We start from the raw sequence: 18,440 nt of genomic DNA, 5'->3' as shown, positions 1-18,440 counted from the left end.
CTCCTCACTCCTTGCTTCTCACTCCTCTCACTCCTCCCCCGCTACACCAGATCCCGCGGAATCGTCTCGTCCCAGGTGCGGGCGAAGATGCGCGTCTCGCCCTCCCAGGCGTCCAGGGTGGCGCGCAGGCGGAAATTGTCCGGGTCGCTGGTCATCAGCGTGCGGGTCAGGGTGCGCACCTCCCAGTCGCCGCGCTGGAAGGTGCGTTCCCATTCGGTCCAGCCGCTGACGCTGTCGTAGCTGCCGTAGGAGTAACGGTAGCGCTCGGTGACCCGGCCGGCGATCTCCAGATCGATGGCGTCGAGCCGATAGCGGCCCTCGTCGTTGATCACCTCGAGGGTGGTCTGGTCGTTGGCCAGGTCGCGGATCACCCGCCAGCTCTCCTGGGTGGGCTGGATCAGGGTCTTGGCAATCGCCGGCGCGCCCTCCGGCTCGAGGAAGGCCGGCAGCGCCGCCTCCTCCTCGGGCTGCGGCGCGCGCACCGGCAGCACCAGCCGGCTGCGTCCGGGGCACAGCGTCAGGGTGACCGGCCGCGGCGCCGGCCAGGCCAGCGGCCAGTAGCTGGTGGACAGCGACAGCCGGATCGCATGCCCGGCCGGGAACTGCTGGGCGATGTGCTTGAGCGCCACCGTCACCCGATAGCGCCGGCCGGGCGTCAGCGGCTCGGGGTGTTCGTCGCTGTCGCGATGGGTCAGGTTCAAGAGGCCGTAGGACACCCGGGTGGCCTTGTCGTCCTCGGCGACGTCGATCAGCCGCAGCGCCACCATGGCCACCGGCCGGTCGGCCTCGAGCTCCAGCTCGACGCTGGGCTGGCCGCAGATCTCGACCGCCTCCTCCAGCCGCGGCGTCTGGAACACCAGGCAGCCGCCGTCCTCGTCGCGCTGGTCGTGGGGCAGGTCCGGCGGCGCGTTGTAGGAGCACCACTTGCCGGCATAGAGCCCCACCGACAGCGACGAGCGCAGCGTCATCACCTCGTCGTCGTCCGGCGTGTCCGGCGCCTCGGGCAGCAGGTCGTGCCCCGCGGTCAGGCGGAACGAGGCCGGCAGGATGCGCGGCGACGGCCAGCTCGGCTCGGCCACCCAGCGCCCCGGTCGCTCGGCGTAGCGCGCCGAGGGCGGCACCGACTCCTGCATCCACACCCGCAGCATGGGCTCATCCATGATTCCGGTGTCGCGGCCCTTGAGCCACCGGTCCCACCAGCGCAGCGATTCCTGCAGGAAGCCGATGGCCGGCCCCGGCACGCCCAGGTGCGGATACTTGTGCGACCAGGGGCCCACCAGCCCCTTGCGCGGCACCTCGAGCCCCGCCAGCAGGCGAAAGACAGCGTTGCAGTAGCCGTCGGCCCAGCCGCTGATGGCGTAGACCGGGCAGCGGATGGCGGCGAAGTCCTCGCACACCGAGCCGTGTTTCCAGTAGTCGTCGCGGCGCTGGTGCTCGAGCCACTGGGCCAGCCACAGGCCGCTGCCGTCGAGACGCTCGAGCCACATGTCGCGCCAGCGGTCGCCGACCAACGCCGGATCCGGCGGGCAGGCGTTGCCGTCGAACATGGTCGAGGCCCAGGACAGGTTGTCGCCCAGCAGGCATCCGCCCATGTGGTGGATGTCGTCGGCGTAACGGTCGTCGGTGGAGCACAGCGTGATCACCGCCTTGAGCGCCGGCGGCTGCAGGGCGGCGATCTGCAGGCCATTGAAGCCGCCCCAGGAGATGCCCACCATGCCCACCTCGCCGCTGCACCAGGGCTGGGCGACCAGCCACTCGATGATCGCCACGCCGTCGGCCAGCTCCTCGGGCAGGTACTCGTCGGTGAGCACGCCGTCGGACTCGCCGGTGCCGCGGATGTCGACCCGCACCCCGGCGTAGCCGTGGCCGGCCCAGTAGGGATGGCTCTGGACGTCGCGGGCGGCGGTGAGATCGCGCTTGCGATAGGGCAGATACTCGAGTATCGCCGGCACCGGGTGGTCCTCGGCGTCCACCGGCCGCCAGATGCGGGCCGCCAGGCGCGTGCCGTCGGCCATTGAAATCCAGGTTTCCTCCTCCTGAACCCTGCGGGGAAAGTCCTCGACGATGCGCATCCCTGTCCTCCTTTCTCAGCCCACGACCTCATCGAACTCGAACGTCAGCCGCGCCGCGAGGCGGTCGTAGTCCTCGAGCAGGCGCTCCGCGCTCTCGGCCCCCATCCAGATGTAGGCCAGTGCATAGCTGTAGCTGTCCTGCTCGGTCAGGGTCGACAGCCGCTGCCCGGCCTCCACCTGCAGGGCGATCACGGTGCCCGGGAAATCCGCCTCAAGCTCGGCAATCTCCTCGTCGCTCGGCACCCGGGTGGCCACGGCATCGACGAAGAACACCCGATAGAAGAACTTGGCCCCCACCGCGAAGTCGCCCTGGCGATGGGGCATGTCGGGCCGGCGGCCCAGCCCCAGGTCGATGGTGACCTGCTGGTTGCTGACCCCGTCGACCTTCTCGAAGAGGTCGCAGTGGGACTGGGAGATGCGGGTATTGATCTCGAGCAGCCAGATGCGGTCCTGCACCTCGTCCCAGAAGTACTCGATGTTGAAGGCCGAGTTGTCGAAGCCGATGTGGCGCATCACCCGGTCGGTGAGCTCGCGCATCTTGTCCTGGACGGGATCGGGCAGCCCTGACGGGTAGCGGTAGTGGAAGAAGCTCAGCACCTGAGGATAGCGCAGCGAGTCGACGATCCCGTAGCTGACCACCTCGCCCTCGAAGACGTAGCCCTCCACGGTGCACTGCCAGCCCCCGATGATCTCCTCGGCCATGCAGAAGTGCCCCTCCACGGCGGCGATCTCGTCGGGCAGCCGGGCATGTTCGAGCACGGTGTTGAAGGGGTCGGCGATCAGGCCGATGTCCTCCCTGAGTCGCTCGATGGCGTGATAGAAGTCTTCCGGGGTGTCGATGCGAAAGCCCAGCCGCGAGCCGGAGGACTTGATCGGCTTGACGAAGAACGGGAAGTAGAGCCCGGCCTCGCCGACGCGGGTCAGGGCGTCGTCGTCGAAGGGATCGAAGGCCGTGAAGGCGGGAATGTGCTCGGGCATGACCTCCCGCTGGACCAGGCGGCTCCAGTACTTGTGCTCGCACTTGAGCAGGCTCGAAAGCGTCGTCGAGCGAGTGCCGAAACGCTCACAGAGGATCGGCAGCATGGTCGAGACGGGGAAATCCATGTAGCCGACGATGGCGTCCACGCTGCCATCGAAGGCCTCCAGCTGCGCGGTGGCCTCCTCGAGCATGGCGGCGATATCGAAGACCTCGGTATCGTAGACCGCCTCGGGCTCGATGATCCCGTGGAAGCGGCAGTCGCCCGCTCCCCTCAGGTGTTCGAGCCGCTCCCGATTGAAGTCGTTGAGCCCCACCACGAAGACATTGCGCACTGCAGAGTTCATGATCGCTCCCTGCCGCCCGTCGGCGGCGCCACGGGCCAATCCCGGGCGCCGTCACGGCGACGCGAACATTACTCCTGCAGCATAGTCCAGCCGGAGACGCTTCAGCCCCCGCGCGCGCTCGCCTCGATGGCCTTGAGGGCGTCCTGCAGCTCCTGGAACAGCGCCTGGGTGTGGCCGACCACCTCGCCGATGTCCTTGGCCGAGCCCGTGGCCTGCTCGGCCAGGGCGCGCACCTCCTCGGCCACCACCGAGAAGCCGCGCCCCGCATCGCCGGCCCGGGCCGCCTCGATGGAGGCGTTGAGCGACAGCAGGTGCGTGCGCATGGCGATCGCCTCGATGTCCTCGGCGAACTGGGTGACCCGCTGGTTGGCCTTGGCGAACTCCTCGGTGCGCTCGACCATGTTGGCGCGATGGGTGACGTCCTCGGACACGTCGCGCAGGAAGGCGGTGTAGACCAGGCGCTCGTCGATGCGGATGCGCGCCAGCGACAGGCTGGCCCAGGTCGAGTCGCCGTCCTTGCGCACCACCTCGACCTCGCGGGTCCTGCCGACGATGCGGTCCTCGCCGGTGTCGCGATTGCGCTGCACGTAGGCGTCATGATTCGCCTGGATGGCGTGGGGCACCAGCATCTTGACGTTCTCGCCCAGCACCTCCTGACGCTCATAGCCCCACAGCCGCTCGGCGGCGGCGTTGAAGAAGGTCACCCGGTTCTGCTCGTCGATGGTCACCACGGCATTGACGGCCTGTTCCAGGGTGCTTTCCATCAGGGTACGGAACTCGCGCTCCTCGGTGATATCGCGCACGAAGGCGGTGTAGCACTGGCGGCCGTCAACCACGAAGCGCGACAGCGCCAGGTTGACCCAGCGCGTCTCGCCGTCGAAGCGTTCCAGCTGAACGTCGCGGCTGGTGCCGACGATGCGGTCGTCGCCGTGGCGGCGATGGCGGTCGACGAAGCCGTCGTGCCGGTCGCGGATCGCCCCGGGCACCAGGCGGTTGACGTTCTCGCCCAGCACCTGCTCGCGGCGGCAGCCCCACAGCCGCTCGGCGGCGGCGTTGAAGAAGGTCACCCGATTGCGCTCGTCGATGCTGACTACCGCGTCCAGGCACTGCTCCAGCGCCTGATGGGCGCCCTGCTCCGCCTGCTGGCTCTCGCCGAGATCACGCACCACGGCGGCATAGCCCTCGCCGTCGTCCAGGGCGATGCGGGACAGCGCGATGCTGACCCGGCGCCGGCCGCCGTCGGGGCGCTCCAGCATCACCTCGCGATGCCGCCCCACCTGGACGTCCTGGCCGCTGGCGCGGCTGACGTGCAGATGGTCGCGATGCTCGTCGCGCAGCAGCTCCGGCACCAGCCGGTCCACCGTCTGGCCGATCACCGCCTCCCGGGACAGCCCCCACAGCCGCTCCGCCGCGGCGTTGAAGCGAATCACCCGGTCGGCGGCGTCGATCACCACCATGCCATCCACGGCGGACGCCATCATCGCCTTGGCCACGCCATCCGCGGTCTCGCGCTCGATCACCGGCGCGCCCTCCGGCGCCTCCGGCTCCCCACGCTGCCACCACTTGCGGTAGTTCAACGGCATGAGTTCCCCCTGCGTTTTGCTTGTGTTTTTTTATCACGATCGACTGAGCTCACTCTCAGCCACTCGCATGACACTTTTGCCACTCTAGTCTTACTTCGGCCGCCATGACGTTGAATGAAGGGCAGCGCATGTCCGGCCGTCGAACGACGACCGGGCTCGCAGGGAAAACGGGTGGAGGAAGGGTGCATCAGAAGAAAAAGGCGGGGCAGAACGAGACGAGCCCCGGCAACCGGGGCTCAGGCATCGGATCGGGTCAGCACTCGTTCCTCAGCGCCGGACATCATCCTGCTGGCCGGAGTCGCGGGCCAGGCGCTCCACGGCGCCGCCGCCCTCGCGGGTCAGGCCCTCCAGCCGCTCTATCTGCTCGCCCAGCCGCGGCAGCGCCTCGCGGCGATAGCTCGCCAGGTCGTCGACCGCCGCCATGACGTCGGCGAAGGCGCCCTCCAGGGCCTTCATGTCGAGGTTGGCGGAGGCGGCGCGGGTCTGGATGTCCACGCCCTGCTGGCGCAGCGCCCGGGCGGTGCCAGCGATGGTCTCGCTGGTGGTGGCGTTGAGCGACTCGACGCGGTCGAGCACCAGCCGCTGGTTGGCCAGTGCCAGGGCCACGGTGGCCGCCACGCTCAGCGCCGACACGGTGACGTTGACCGCCCGGTCGACGCCGCGCATCAGCTCGCGGTTGTTGCGGATGATCACCTCCAGCGCCAGCACGCCCTGCTGGCACACCGCCTGCTGCTGCTGGAGGTCGAGGATGCGCTGGCGCAGCGGGAACAGCAGCTCCTCCTCGACGAAGGCGCGGCGGTCGTCATCGGCGATCCCGTCGCGAGCCGCCACCAGGCGCTCGTCGATCAGCCGGCCCAGCGACACCTGGCGCTCGAGCTGGTCGAGGGTGGCGCGCATGGCCTCCTGGTCGTCGGACAGCGTCAGGTTGTCCCGCTCCAGCATGTCGCGGCCGCCCTGGAGATCGGCGATGATCGCCTCCAGCGCCTGCTGGGCGGTCTCGAAGCGGTGGAAGTAGCGCTGCAGCCGGCTGCTGGCGCCCGGCAGCAGTCGCCGCACCCGGTCGAAGCGGCCGGGCTCCAGGCGATGATGGCGCGGGTCCAGGTCGTCCATGCGGCCGCGCAGCGCCACCAGCGCCTTGGCCACCGGCCCGCCTTCCTCGCCGTGGCGGGCCAGCTGGCGCAACGGCGTCTTGAGCATCTCGCTCTGGCGCGCGGCCTGCTGCTGGAGCTCGAGGCCCATCTCGTCCACCGCCCGACGCTGGCGGGCGGCGGCGCCCTCGGCCTCGTCGCCCAGGGTCTCGATCACGAAGGCCTCGGCCATGGCGGCGAGCTGCGGGTCCGCCGCGGCGCGCCCGGCCTCGTCCGCCGCCGGCCGTTCCAGCTCCTCGGCGATGCGTTCCACGGGCGGCAGCGACAGCGGGCTGCCCTTGGGCTGAGACGCGTCGGTCATTGGCAGGCTCTCCTCTTCTCTTCCTGACGCCCCGGGGCGATGACGGCCGGGGCCTGGGCAATCTATGCGGCGAGGCCGGTCAGGTCTCGCGGCCGTAGCGCCCGGCGCCGTCGATGAAGCGGCGCAGCTCCTCGCAGGCCTGGTCGGCGCCGACCCTGGCGCGCGGACGGCCGGTGACGATGCGCGACAGCGCCACGCTGGTGTCGTCCAGCGCGGTCAGCGCCGCCTCGTTGCGCGCGGCCAGCCGGCGCAGCGATTTCTCGGTGTCCTCGATCAGCGCCAGCCGGCGGCGCAGCGCGTCGGTCTCGTTGGCCGACAGCCGGTCGGCCTCCTGGCCGAGGCGGCGGCGGATGAAGTCGATGTCGAGACCGGCCACGCCGCGGGCCTGGGAGGCCATGGCGGTGAAGTTGTCCACCGCGCCCATGCACACCTCGACCACCAGCGAGCGGGCCCGCTCGTGGGCCAGCTCGCCGGCGGTGAAGCGCGAGGCCATGACCTCCAGCACGTTCCCGTAGCGGCTGTAGAGGCGATCGACCTGGGCGGCGTGATCGGCACGGTCGACCTCCAGCAGCGTCCGCTTGGCGCGGCACAGCGCCTGCACCACCTCGTCGGCGTCGGCCGGCGGATGGTAGGGGTCGAGCTCGCTGACGCCCGCCTCCCGGGCCGCCTCGTGGCGGCGGCGCGTGGCCTCGGCGCGCAGCATTTCCTCGAGCCGGCGCTTGTGGCGCCGGGCCCGGAAGCGCCGCCAGCGCCGCTCCAGCGGCAGCTCCACGGCGATGCCGACGAGCCCCGCTAGCCAGCCGCCGAGGCTGGGGTCGAAGCCGCCCCATAGCGAGGTCAGCCACATCATCAGGCTGAGAAAGGGCACCAGGAAGGCATAGCGCACCACCACCTGCCAGCGGGTGGGATGCTCGACGGCCAGCGCCAGCCGCGGGCTGGCCAGCCCCGCCAGGCACCAGGGCAGGCAGGTCAGGAACAGGCCGTAGGCGGCTCCCTGAAGGAATCCCAGCATCGCGTCGTCGTGGCCTCCCGTCGGCCGGTCTCTATGGTGACGGTCTCATGATGAGGCCAGCACGGCCATCCCGCCACCCCGACCGACGACATGCACCAACAGGGTGCAACCTCTGACGCCGGAGTCACTCTCAAGGTGCGGCGACGACCGGCTCGCGCGTCGGCTTGGCCTGCGGGGACGCATCGCGGCGATACTCGATCACGCCGTACCAGCCCAGACCCTCGTAGGTCTCGTAGCCCGGCGTCTCGGCGAAGGCGACCAGCCGCCGCTCGTCGCGGTCGAAGCCGCGCTCGCGACCTTCGGGCGACAGCGGGAAGGTCTCGCCCAGGGCCGCCTCGTCGAGGGAGTCGGCGATGATGCCGTGGCGGGCGTCGACCAGCATCACCCGGCAGCGCTCGCGCTCCTCCTCGGACAGCCCCACGCCCTGCACCACGTCGCGGGCCTGGGGCGCCCAGTCGAAGAAGATGCCCAGCACGCCGATCACCGCGCCGTCCTCGCGGCCGCCCTCGCGAATCGCGGTGGCGTAGGTGGCCACCGCCGCGTCCTCCAGGGACCGGTTGCGCTCGATATCGGCGACGATGAAGTCGTCACCCGAGCGGGTGCGCAGCGCGCGGCGGAACCAGTCGTCGCCGGCGACGTCGGCGCCGATCGCCCCGGGATAGCGATCGGGCCGACCGGTGGCGATCACCCGACCGTCGCGATCGGCGATCCACAGGTCCAGATAGACGGTGTAGGAGCGCAGGATGGTGGCCAGCCGGTCGCTGGCATGGGCCTGGCGGGCCGCGTCATCCGGCGCCGAGGCCGCCTCCACCACGGCGCTGTCGGTGGCCCACCAGCGCACGTCGCAGGAGCGTTCGAAGAGGTTGCGGTCGATGATCTCCACCGCGTTCAGGGCCAGGTCGGTGAGGCGCTGGCCGCGGAAGTCGTCGACCATGGACGTGCCCGCCTCCTCCAGCTCGGCGGTCTGGCGGGTCACCTCGTCGCGGAAGCTGCGGGCGATGCGCTGGATGTCGCTGGACACCTCGCCCATCTGTTCGGCGACCACGCCAAAGGCGGCGCCCGCCGACCCTGCGCGGGCCGCCTCGATGCGGGCGTTGAGGGCCAGGATCTCGGTCTGGCGGGTGATGCTCTCGATCCGCCCGATCTTCTCGCGGGTCACGTCGGACATGCCGTAGGCCAGGTCGAGGATGCGATTCTCTTGCACGAGCAGGCTCCTTGTTCCGGTGGGCCAGGGCCCACGTCGGGGTTTATTGTTTGCTAATGCAGAATGTATCGATGCAAAAAGCGGGCCCGCCCCGTGATATGCTCGCTGCGCCGAGGAACATGATCTGCCGTCAGGACCCGCCCCACGTGATCTCCGCCGACTCCCTCGCCACCGCCGCCAGCCAGGCCTGGCACCAGCGCCTGGCCCAGCTGATCCGCAGTGCCGGCAGCACCGGCCTGCCGACGCTGCTCGAGCAGACCCTGCACGAGCTGCTCGACTTCGACACCATCCTGATCAACACCTACAAGGGGCGTCATCGGCCACTGCTGATTCACGACAACTATCCCCCGGGGCGTCGCGAGCAGGGTATCGAACGCTATCTGAGCCAGGCCTACCTGCTCGACCCCTTCTTCAAGGCCGTCCATGACGGGCTCGACCACGGCGCCTGCCGGCTGCGCGAGCTGGCGCCGGACCGCTTCGAGAGCAGCGACTATTACCATCACTACTACCGCGCCCTAGGGCTCTCCGACGAGATCGGCCTGTTCGCCCGGGTCGATGCCGACGTGGTGATGGTGGTATCGCTGGGCTTTCGCGGCGACGGCCCTCGGGTCACGCGCCGCGCCATGCTGGCGCTGCGCCACATCGCCCCGGTGGTGGACGCCCTGCTGGGGGAGTACTGGAAGTGGCAGGGGCACGGTTTCCAGGCCCGGCTCGAGGAGCGCGAGCCGGTGGAGGCGGCCTTCGACAGCTTCGGCCAGGAGGCCCTGACCCAGCGCGAGCGCGAGATCGTCCGGCTGCTGCTGGCGGGCCATTCCACCAAGTCGGCGGCCCGCGAGCTCGACATCAGCGACGGCACCGTCAAGGTCCACCGCAAGCACATCTACCAGCGCCTGGACGTCTCAAGCCAGTCCCAGCTATTCCGACTGTTCCTCGACCACGTGGCGCTGGTCTCGCGCCAGCAGGGCGGCTGATGCCAAAAGGCCGGCCGCGGCTCGCCGCGGCCGGCCTTTTCGTCTCGCGCGAGAGCGGCTCGGTTCACGTCTCGCGCCTTTCTCCTCGCTCCTCACATCGCGAGCGTCATCCACACGCTCTTGAGATCGGAATACTCCTCCAGCGAGTGGTGGGACTTGTCGCGCCCGTTGCCTGACTGCTTGACCCCGCCGAAGGGCACCGTCTGGTCCATGTCCGCCCAGTTGTTGACGAACACCTGCCCCGAGCGCAGCCGGCGCGTGACGCGCATGATGCGATCGATGTCCTGGCTCCACAGCCCGGCCGCCAGGCCGTAGTCGCTGTCGTTGGCCAGCCGCACCGCCTCGTCCTCGCTGTCGAAGCCGAACACCGCCAGCACCGGGCCGAAGATCTCCTCGCGGCCGATCGCCATGGCCTCGGTGACGCCGTCGAACACCGTCGGCGGAATAAACAGCCCCTTGCCCTCGATCGCGGTGGCCTCGCCGCCGGCACGCAGGGTGGCGCCCTCCTCCACGCCGCGGCGGATATAGTCGAGCACCCGCTCGTACTGGGCCTGATCGACCATCGCGCCCATGAAACTGTCCGGGTCCAGCGGGTCGCCGGGCTGCATGCGCTCGGCGGCGGCCAGCACCTTGTCGACGAAGGCCTCGCGGATCGAATTCTCGACCAGCAGGCGCGAGCCGGCGATGCACACCTCGCCCTGGTTGTGGAAGATCGCCCCGGCGGCGTGCTCGGCCACCTTATCGAGATCCTTGCAGTCGGCGAACACCAGGTTCGGGCTCTTGCCGCCGCACTCCAGGAACACCTTCTTGAGGTTCGACTGGCCGGCGTACTGCATCAGCTGCTTGCCGACCCCGGTGGAGCCGGTGAAGGCCAGGCAGTCGACGTCCATCGACAGCGCCAGCGCCTTGCCCACGGTGTGGCCGAAGCCCGGCAGCACCTGGAACACGCCGCGCGGCAGGCCGGCCTCGCGGGCCAGGCCGGCCAGGCGCAGCGCCGACAGCGGCGACTTCTCCGAGGGCTTCAAGATGACGCTGTTGCCGGCGGCCAGCGCCGGGGCGATCTTCCAGGCGGTCATCATCAGCGGGAAGTTCCACGGCACGATGGAGGCCACCACCCCCAGCGGCTCGCGCAGCACCAGGCCCAGGGCATCGTTGCCGGTGGGCGCGACCTCGCCGTAGAGCTTGTCGATCGACTCGGCGTGGTGGCGCAGGCAGCCGATGGCACCGGCCATGTCGCCCAGCGAGCTGGAAACGGGCTTGCCCATGTCCAGGGTGTCGAGCAGCGCCAGCTCGTGCCGGTGGGCCTCCATCAGCTCGGCCAGGCGCAGCAGCACGGCCTTGCGGCCGGCCGGGGCCAGGCGCGACCACTCGCCGGCGTCGAAGGCGCGGCGGGCGGCCGCCACCGCGGCCTCGGCGTCGGCGGCGTCGCAGCTCGCCACCTCGGCAAGCGTCTCGCCGGTGGCCGGATTGATCGTGGTCAGGGTCGCGCCATCGGCGGCGTCGACGAAGGCGTCGTCAATATAGGCGCGGCTCTCGAGGCCTTGCTCGACCAGCGAGGCGGCCAGCGCCTGCCAGTCGGCGCGGGTCTGGGGAATTCGGCGATGTTCGGTCATAGGAAGCTCCCGTGATCAGGCCGGACGGTCGGCGCGGGCGACCATGGCGTCGCACAGCACCTGGGCCCCCAGGCTGCAGTGCTCCGGGGTGGCGTATTCGGCCTCGTTGTGGCTGATGCCGTCGCGGCAGGGGATGAAGATCATCGACGTGGGGGCGACGCGGGACACGTAGACCGCGTCATGCCCGGCGCCACTCATCATGCGCCGCCAGGGCACCGCCTGGGCCCGGGTCGCGGCTTCCACCGCGGCGATGCACTCGGGGGCGAACTCCACCACCGGCGAGGCCCAGATCCGCCGCTGGGAGACGGCCACGCCGAAGGTCTCGCCGGCGGCGGCCAGCTCGCGCTCGAACAGCGCCTGGAGGGCGTCCAGCTCGGTTTCCACCACGTGGCGCAGGTCGACGGTGAGGCGCACCTCGCCGGGGATGACGTTGCGCGAGGCCGCCTCGATGTCCAGGCAACCGCAGGTGACCTTGGTGTCGCCGCTGGCGTCGGCCAGGGCGTGGGCCTGCAGGCGGTCGATCAGGCGCGCCGCCGCCGCCAGGGCGTCGTGGCGCAGCCGCATCGGAGTGGGGCCGGCATGGGCCGACTGGCCGGTGAAGGTGACGTCGAACCAGCGCATGCCCTGCACGCCGGTGACCACGCCGACGGATTCCCCGGCGTCCTCGAGCACCGGCCCCTGCTCGATGTGCAGCTCGAAGAAGCCGTCCAGCCGCGGCTCGCCCACCGGCAGGTCGCCGGCGAAGCCGCAGGCCTCCAGGGCCTCGCCGAGGGTCACGCCGTCGGCGTCGCGGCGGGCCAGGGTGTCCTCGACGGGGAACTCGCCGGCATAGGTGCCGGAGGCGACCATCGCCGGGGCGAAGCGGCTGCCCTCCTCGTTGGTCCACACCACCAGCTCGAGGGGGCGCTCGGTGACGATGCCCTGATCGTGCAGGCTGCGGAACACCTCGAGCCCGGCCAGCACGCCGAGGATGCCGTCGAAGCGGCCGCCCTTGGGCTGGGTGTCCAGGTGGCTGCCGGTGGCTACCGGCTCGAGGTCGTCGCGCCTGCCGGCGCGGCGGATGAACAGGTTGCCGACCCGGTCGACCCGCCAGGTGCAGCCGATCGCCTCGCACCAGTCGAGCAGCAGGCGCCGTCCGGCGGCGTCCTCGGGGGTCAGCGCCAGGCGGCAGCTGCCGCCGTTGGCGGTGGGGCCGATCTCGGCCATGGCCATCAGCGTGTCCCACAGCCGCTGGCCGTCGATGGAAATCGTCATGGTGCGCCTCTTTGGTCGTTGTTCGTCATGGCAGCGACCTTACGAGGACGGCGCGAGTCCCCGATATACCCCAATCAGGATATGTTCCCCCCTGGCCGGGGATGGCTAGTCTGGCCTCCACTCGACAGGAGGTATTGCCATGACCACAACAACCGCTCGCCCGACGTCCGACACTCCCGCCCTCGATGCCGAGGCCCTGTGGCAGAAGGACAAGGATCACTTCATCCACCCCTTCACCGACTTCAGCGTCTTCCACGAGGAAGGCTGCGACCTGATCACCGACAGTGACGGCATCTACGTCCAGGATGCCAAGGGCAACCGCTTCATCGACGGCATCGCCGGGCTGTGGTGCGTCAACGTCGGCCACGGCCGCGCCGAGATCGGCCAGGCCATGGCCGACCAGGCCACCCGCATGGCCTACTTCTCGACCTTCAACAACCTGTCCAACGCCCCGGCCGCCGAGCTCTCCGCCAAGCTGGCCGAGCTGGCACCGTCGCACCTCAACCACGTCTTCTACAGCTGCGGCGGCTCGACCGCCAACGACGCCACCATCCGCCTGGTGCACTACTACTTCAACCGCCTGGGCAAGCCGAACAAGAAGCGCATCATCTCGCGCAACAATGCCTATCACGGCACCACCTATCTCGCCGCCACCCTGACCGGCATCGAGAGCAACAACTGGGACTTCGACACCCTCGATCACCTGGTGACCCATCTCAGCGAGGCCAACTGCTATCGCCGGCCCGAAGGCATGAGCGAGGCCGAGTACTGCGATCACCTGGTGCAGGAGTTCGAGGAGACGATCGAGCGCATCGGCGCCGACAACATCGCCGCCTTCATCGCCGAGCCGATCATGGGCGCCGGCGGCGTGCTGGTGGCTCCGAAGGGCTATCACAAGCGCATGCAGGCGGTATGCCGCGCCCACGAGATCCTCTACATCGCCGACGAGGTGGTGACCGGCTTCGGCCGCCTGGGACACTTCTTCGCCTCCGAGGCGGTGTTCGAGACCCAGCCGGACATCATCAACTGCGCCAAGGGCCTGTCCTCCGGCTACGCCCCGCTGGGCGCCACCCTGATCTCCGACGAGCTCTACGAGGTGCTGGGCACCCCGCAGGGCAAGGGCGGCGTGCTGAGCACCGGCTTCACCTACTCCGGCCACCCGGTGAGCTGCGCGGCGGCGCTCAAGAGCATCGAGATCATCGAGCGTGAGGCGATCCGCGAGAACGTCCGCGAGGTCGGCCCCTACCTCGAGCAGCAGCTCAAGACGCTGTCGCACCATGAAACGGTCGGCGACGTGCGGGGCAGCCACTTCATGATGTGCCTGGAGAACGTGGCCGACAAGGACACCAAGGCACTGCTGCCGGTGGAGGCCCGAGTCGGCGACCGCATCGCCTTCGAGGCCCAGCAGCGCGGACTGATCATCCGCCCGGTGGGCCATCTGAACGTGATCTCGCCGACCCTGATCTGGAGCCGCGAGACCGTCGACACCGCGGTGGCGATTCTCGACGAGGCGCTCACCGCAGCCACCGAGTCCTTGAAGGCCGACGGCTATCTGTAATCGCCCCGCGCGGCGCCCGAACGGGCGCCGCGCGGGCTAGATTCCCGCCTCAAAACCGACAACGACAATAGAGACGTCCCCATGGAAACCTATGGCGCCTGGAGCCTGATCCCCACCTTGGTGGTGCTGGGCATGGCCCTGCTGACCCGACGCACCATCGAATCGCTGCTGGCCGGCACCGTGGTCGGCCTGCTGATGGTCGACCCGACCACCGTCATCACCCAGGGCTCCGACATCCTGCTCGGCGTGCTGGGCAACGACACCGTGACCTGGATCATCCTGGTCTGCGGCCTGTTCGGCAGCCTGATCGCCCTGCTGGTGAAGACCGGCGGCGTGCTCAGCTTCGGCGACGTGATGACCCGCCGCATCCATCGCAAGCATCACAGCCTGCTGACCACCTGGGTGCTGGGCCTGGTGATCTTCGTCGACGACTATCTCAACGCCCTGACCATCAGCGCCTCGATGAAGAAGATCACCGACCGCTTCGGCATCTCCCGCGAGAAGCTGGCCTACATCGTCGACTCCACGGCGGCGCCGGTGTGCATCCTGGTGCCCTTCTCCACCTGGGCGGTGTTCTTCGCCGGCCTGCTGGAGGAGAACAACGTCACCGGCAACGGCATGGGCCTGTACATCGAGGCCATCCCCTACATGTTCTATGCCTGGGTCGCGGCCGCCATCGTGCCGCTGGTGGCGCTCGGCTGGATGCCCGACATCGGGCCAATGAAGACCGCCGAGGCTCGCGCCGCCGGCGGCCAGCCGTTGCCCTCCGGCGTCGACGACAGCACCCTGGAGGTGGACGAGGACAAGCCGCGCCCGCACCTGCTGAACTTCCTGCTGCCCATCGCCACGCTGATCTTCTTCACCTGGTACTTCGACATCGATATCCTGCGCGGCGTCATCGTGGCGCTGGTCGTGACCCTGGTGCTGATCGGCGCCCAGCGGCTGCTGAGCTTCCACGAGACCTTCGACACCGCCCTGGACGGTTTCAAGGCGATGCTGATGCCGCTCGGTACCCTGGTCGCCGGCTTCACCCTCAAGGAGGTCAACGACGTTCTGGGACTGACCGATTTCGTGATCGCGGCCGTGGAGCCGCTGATGACCTCCGGCCTGCTGCCGGCGGTGGTGTTCGTCACCATGGCCTTCCTGGCCTTCGCCACCGGCTCCTTCTGGGGGCTGTTCGCGGTGGCCATGCCCATCGTGCTGCCGCTGGCCGAGAGCATGAACGCCAACATGCCGCTGGTGGTCGGCGCGCTGATCTCGGCCAGCGCCTTCGGCAGCCACGCCTGCTTCTACGGCGACTCCACCGTGCTCTCGGCCCAGGGCAGCGGCTGCACGCCCATGGCCCACGCCCTGACCCAGCTGCCCTATGTACTGATTGCCGCCGCCCTCGCCACCGGTATATTCCTGGTGGTCGGTTACCTGTGAGACCCGCGATGACCATGACTTCTGCCCAGGGCGCCCCGACGGGCGCCACCCCCGAGACCCCGGCGGCCCAGGGCTTCGCCATGCCCGCCGAATTCGCTCCCCATGACGCCTGCTGGATGCTGTGGCCGCAGCGCCCCGACACCTGGCGCTACGGCGCCAAGCCGGCCCAGCAGGCCTTCGTCGAGGTCGCCACGGCCATCGCCGAGAGCGAGACGGTGTTCGTCGGCGTCAACGACGAGCAGTACGAGAACGCCCGCGTCCAGCTGCCCGACCACGTGCGAGTGGTCGAGCTGTCCAGCAACGACGCCTGGATGCGCGACGTGGGCCCGACCTTCCTCACCCATCCGGACGGCCGCCTGGCCATGGTCGACTGGGAGTTCAACGCCTGGGGCGGGCTGCAGGGAGGGCTCTATTTCCCATGGGACAAGGACCGCCGCATCCGCACCAAGATCGCCGAGATGCTCGGCATCGAGCGCTTCGTGGCGCCAGTGGTGCTGGAAGGCGGCGCCATCCACGTGGACGGCGAGGGCACCCTGCTGACCACCGAGGAGTGCCTGCTCAACGCCAACCGCAACCCGGACCTCTCCAGGGCCGAGATGGAGCGGGTGCTGTGCGACACCCTGGGCGTCGAGAAGGTGATCTGGCTGCCCCGCGGCTGCCATCTCGACGAGACCGACGGCCACGTCGACAACCTGGCCTGCTTCGTGGCGCCCGGCGAGGTCGCCCTGACCTGGCCCGACGACGAGGCCGATCCCCAGCACGCCATCTCGCGGGAGGCGCTGGCCGTGCTGGAGAGCGCCACCGACGCCCGCGGCCGCACGCTGACCGTGCACCGGCTGCCGCAGCCCGGCCCGCTGCATATCGGCGAGGACGAGGCCAGCGGCATCGACCGCCTGAGCCATTCGCATCCGCGGCGCCCCGGCGACCGCATGGCCGGCTCCTACGTCAACTTCTACATCGGCAACTCGGTGGTGGTGATGCCGCTGCTCGACCCCGAGCGCGACGACGAGGCCCGAGCGATTCTCCAGGACCTGTTCCCGACCCGGCGGGTGGTCGGCGTGCCAGCCCGGGAGATCCTGCTCGGCGGCGGCAACATCCACTGCATCACCCAGCAGCAGCCTCATCCCTGAGCCCGCGCGCTTCGCGCGCGGGCAGACAAGCCCCCGTCCTGGCATCTACCCTGTGGAGGACGCGGCGGGCCGAGACCTGCCGAATCCCCAGCAATCCCCCTCCAACGGGGGGATTTCACCATCGGAAGGAGAACACCATGAAACGGACCCTGATGCTTGGCCTCGGCGCCCTCCTGACCCTGGCACTCGCCGGCTGCGGCACCACCACCAGCGAACGCGCCGCCAGCGGCGCGGGCGTGGGGGCCGCGGTGGGCGCCGGCGCGGCGGCCGTCACCGGCGGTGACGTGAGCGAAGGCGCAGTGATCGGCGGCGGTGTGGGCGCGGCCGCCGGCGCGGCCACCGACGAAGAGGACATCGACCTCGACCGCTGATACCAGGCGCGTCCGCCGCCCATGCCGGCCATCGGCATGGGCGGTACCCTCTCCTCCCCGCTCCTGTCTCATCCTTTCCGTCGTTCCGAGCGTTGCCCGCCGGGCCCTCAGGCGCGCAGCACCAGGCTGACGATCAGCGCCGCACCTCCCACCAGCAGGGCGGTGATCACCGCCACCGTGACCAGACGGTCCAGCCAGCGATCGAATCGGCGCCAGTCGACGCCAGAGGGGCGGCGGCGCGGCGTGGCGCCGCGTCGTCGTGACGGGGCGCCCGGGGACCTGGGCGACATGAGCGAGCTTCCTTGTGCATCCTGTTCCCTGAGCTTAAGGGGAGCCCACGAGCGAAGCCAGCGACGGCGGCCATTCGACCCCGACCATTGTGTCGCGCCGCGATCGCCCCCCATGTAACATTGAGCAAGCTAACGACTGGAGCCCCTATGCCCCGCCTCAACGAGATTCCGCTCTCGGTGCTCGACCTCGCCCCGATCCGTCAGGGCGGCAGCGCCGCCGAGACCTTCGACGACAGCGTGGCCCTGGCCCGGCTGGCCGAGCGCCGCGGCTTCGAACGCTTCTGGCTGGCCGAGCACCACAGCATCGACGGCATCGCCAGCGCCGCCACCTCGGTGCTGATCGGCCACGTCGCCGGCCAGACCTCGCGCATCCGCGTCGGCAGCGGCGGCATCATGCTGCCCAACCATCCGCCGCTGGTGATCGCCGAGCAGTTCGGCACCCTGGAGACGCTGTATCCGGGGCGCATCGACCTGGGCCTGGGCCGCGCCCCGGGCGCCGACGCCGCGACCATGGCGGCGCTGCGACGCGACGCCTTCGCCGGCGTCGACGACTTCCCTCAGCGCCTGGACGAGCTCAAGGGCTATCTCGATGACGAGCGCCCCGGCCAGCGGGTGCGCGCGGTGCCCGGCCAGGGCACCCGGGTGCCGCTGTGGCTGCTGGGCTCCAGCGACTACAGCGCGCGGCTGGCCGGCCGCGAGGGCCTGCCCTTCGCCTTCGCCGCCCAGTTCGCCCCGGCGCGGCTGCACGAGGCGCTCAGGGTCTATCGCGACAACTTCCAGCCCTCGGCGCTGCTCGACAAGCCCTACGCCATGGTCGGCCTGCCGGTGATCGCCGCCGACAGCGACCTGCAGGCCGAGTACCTGGCCAGCACCGCGCGCCAGAAGTTTCTCGGTCTGGTACGCGGCCAGCGCATCCTGGCCCAGCCGCCGACGGAGCACATGGACTGGTCGCCGCTGGAGCAGTCCCAGGTCGCGCAGTTCCTGGGCGCGGCCATCGTCGGCGGCCCGCAGACCGTGCGCGAGGGGCTGGAGGCCTTCCTCGAGGCCACCGGCGCCGACGAGCTGATGCTGCACACCGACGTCTACAGCCTCGAGGACCGGCTCAGGAGCTACGAGATCGTCGCCGACCTGTGGCAGGCCGGCGACTGAGAGACGCGGAGCAGCCGCGGTCAGGAAAACGGGACG

The 18,440-nt window shown here is 69.9% G+C and carries 15 protein-coding genes; 6 read left to right on the top strand and 9 right to left on the bottom strand.

Features of this window, described 5'->3' with window-relative positions; genetic code table 11:
* Positions 1-41: 41 nt before the first annotated feature.
* From MYL53_RS08035 to MYL53_RS08005, 6 genes are all read right to left on the bottom strand, one after another.
* Positions 42-2,072, bottom strand: a complete 2,031-nt coding sequence (locus MYL53_RS08035; protein ID WP_247853108.1) for a CocE/NonD family hydrolase — start codon at positions 2,070-2,072, stop codon at positions 42-44.
* 15 nt (positions 2,073-2,087) lie between these two features.
* Positions 2,088-3,395 (bottom strand): ATP-grasp domain-containing protein, encoded by a 1,308-nt coding sequence (locus MYL53_RS08030; RefSeq protein WP_247853107.1) that lies wholly within the window; start codon positions 3,393-3,395, stop codon positions 2,088-2,090.
* A 101-nt stretch (positions 3,396-3,496) separates the two neighbouring features.
* Positions 3,497-4,978 (bottom strand): PAS domain S-box protein, encoded by a 1,482-nt coding sequence (locus MYL53_RS08020; RefSeq protein ID WP_282103443.1) that lies wholly within the window; start codon positions 4,976-4,978, stop codon positions 3,497-3,499.
* 267 nt (positions 4,979-5,245) lie between these two features.
* Positions 5,246-6,427, bottom strand: a complete 1,182-nt coding sequence (locus MYL53_RS08015; protein WP_247853105.1) for a toxic anion resistance protein — start codon at positions 6,425-6,427, stop codon at positions 5,246-5,248.
* Between the two features lie 79 nt (positions 6,428-6,506).
* Positions 6,507-7,439: a cobyrinic acid a,c-diamide synthase gene (locus MYL53_RS08010; RefSeq protein WP_247853104.1), complete on the bottom strand. Its 933-nt coding sequence runs from the start codon at positions 7,437-7,439 to the stop codon at positions 6,507-6,509.
* Between the two features lie 130 nt (positions 7,440-7,569).
* A complete protein-coding gene (locus MYL53_RS08005) occupies positions 7,570-8,643 on the bottom strand; it encodes a methyl-accepting chemotaxis protein (RefSeq protein ID WP_345740363.1) in 1,074 nt (357 codons plus the stop codon).
* Positions 8,644-8,762: 119 nt separating this feature from the next.
* Here MYL53_RS08005 and MYL53_RS08000 point away from each other — a divergent pair, with 119 nt between their 5' ends.
* Positions 8,763-9,614, top strand: coding sequence for a helix-turn-helix transcriptional regulator (locus MYL53_RS08000; RefSeq protein ID WP_247853103.1), 852 nt, complete (start codon positions 8,763-8,765; stop codon positions 9,612-9,614).
* 92 nt (positions 9,615-9,706) lie between these two features.
* Here the strand turns inward: MYL53_RS08000 and MYL53_RS07995 are convergent, their stop codons facing one another.
* Both MYL53_RS07995 and MYL53_RS07990 read right to left on the bottom strand, forming a co-directional pair.
* Entirely contained in the window at positions 9,707-11,227 is a 1,521-nt protein-coding gene (locus MYL53_RS07995; RefSeq protein WP_247853102.1) for an aldehyde dehydrogenase, read from the bottom strand.
* 15 nt (positions 11,228-11,242) lie between these two features.
* Complete coding sequence (locus MYL53_RS07990; protein WP_247853101.1) at positions 11,243-12,481, bottom strand: M20 family metallo-hydrolase; 1,239 nt, start codon at positions 12,479-12,481, stop codon at positions 11,243-11,245.
* 139 nt (positions 12,482-12,620) lie between these two features.
* Here MYL53_RS07990 and MYL53_RS07985 point away from each other — a divergent pair, with 139 nt between their 5' ends.
* The 4 genes from MYL53_RS07985 (at position 12,621) to MYL53_RS07970 (ending at position 16,965) form a co-directional block, all read left to right on the top strand.
* The gene (locus MYL53_RS07985) at positions 12,621-14,039 is read left to right on the top strand and encodes an aminotransferase (RefSeq protein WP_247853100.1); all 1,419 of its coding nucleotides are present in this window, start codon (positions 12,621-12,623) and stop codon (positions 14,037-14,039) included.
* Between the two features lie 81 nt (positions 14,040-14,120).
* Positions 14,121-15,464 (top strand): Na+/H+ antiporter NhaC family protein, encoded by a 1,344-nt coding sequence (locus tag MYL53_RS07980; protein WP_247853099.1) that lies wholly within the window; start codon positions 14,121-14,123, stop codon positions 15,462-15,464.
* A 14-nt stretch (positions 15,465-15,478) separates the two neighbouring features.
* The gene (gene aguA / locus MYL53_RS07975) at positions 15,479-16,594 is read left to right on the top strand and encodes an agmatine deiminase (protein ID WP_247853536.1); all 1,116 of its coding nucleotides are present in this window, start codon (positions 15,479-15,481) and stop codon (positions 16,592-16,594) included.
* A gap of 137 nt (positions 16,595-16,731) precedes the next feature.
* Positions 16,732-16,965: a hypothetical protein gene (locus MYL53_RS07970; protein ID WP_247853098.1), complete on the top strand. Its 234-nt coding sequence runs from the start codon at positions 16,732-16,734 to the stop codon at positions 16,963-16,965.
* 107 nt (positions 16,966-17,072) lie between these two features.
* Here MYL53_RS07970 and MYL53_RS07965 read toward each other — a convergent pair whose 3' ends face one another.
* Positions 17,073-17,255, bottom strand: a complete 183-nt coding sequence (locus MYL53_RS07965; RefSeq protein WP_247853097.1) for a hypothetical protein — start codon at positions 17,253-17,255, stop codon at positions 17,073-17,075.
* Positions 17,256-17,402: 147 nt separating this feature from the next.
* Here MYL53_RS07965 and MYL53_RS07960 point away from each other — a divergent pair, with 147 nt between their 5' ends.
* A complete protein-coding gene (locus MYL53_RS07960) occupies positions 17,403-18,404 on the top strand; it encodes an LLM class flavin-dependent oxidoreductase (RefSeq protein WP_247853096.1) in 1,002 nt (333 codons plus the stop codon).
* Positions 18,405-18,440: the final 36 nt, after the last annotated feature.

Source organism: Halomonas getboli, assembly GCF_023094245.1.
Lineage (GTDB): Bacteria > Pseudomonadota > Gammaproteobacteria > Pseudomonadales > Halomonadaceae > Halomonas > Halomonas getboli.
This window is presented reverse-complemented; position numbering and strand designations above follow the sequence as displayed.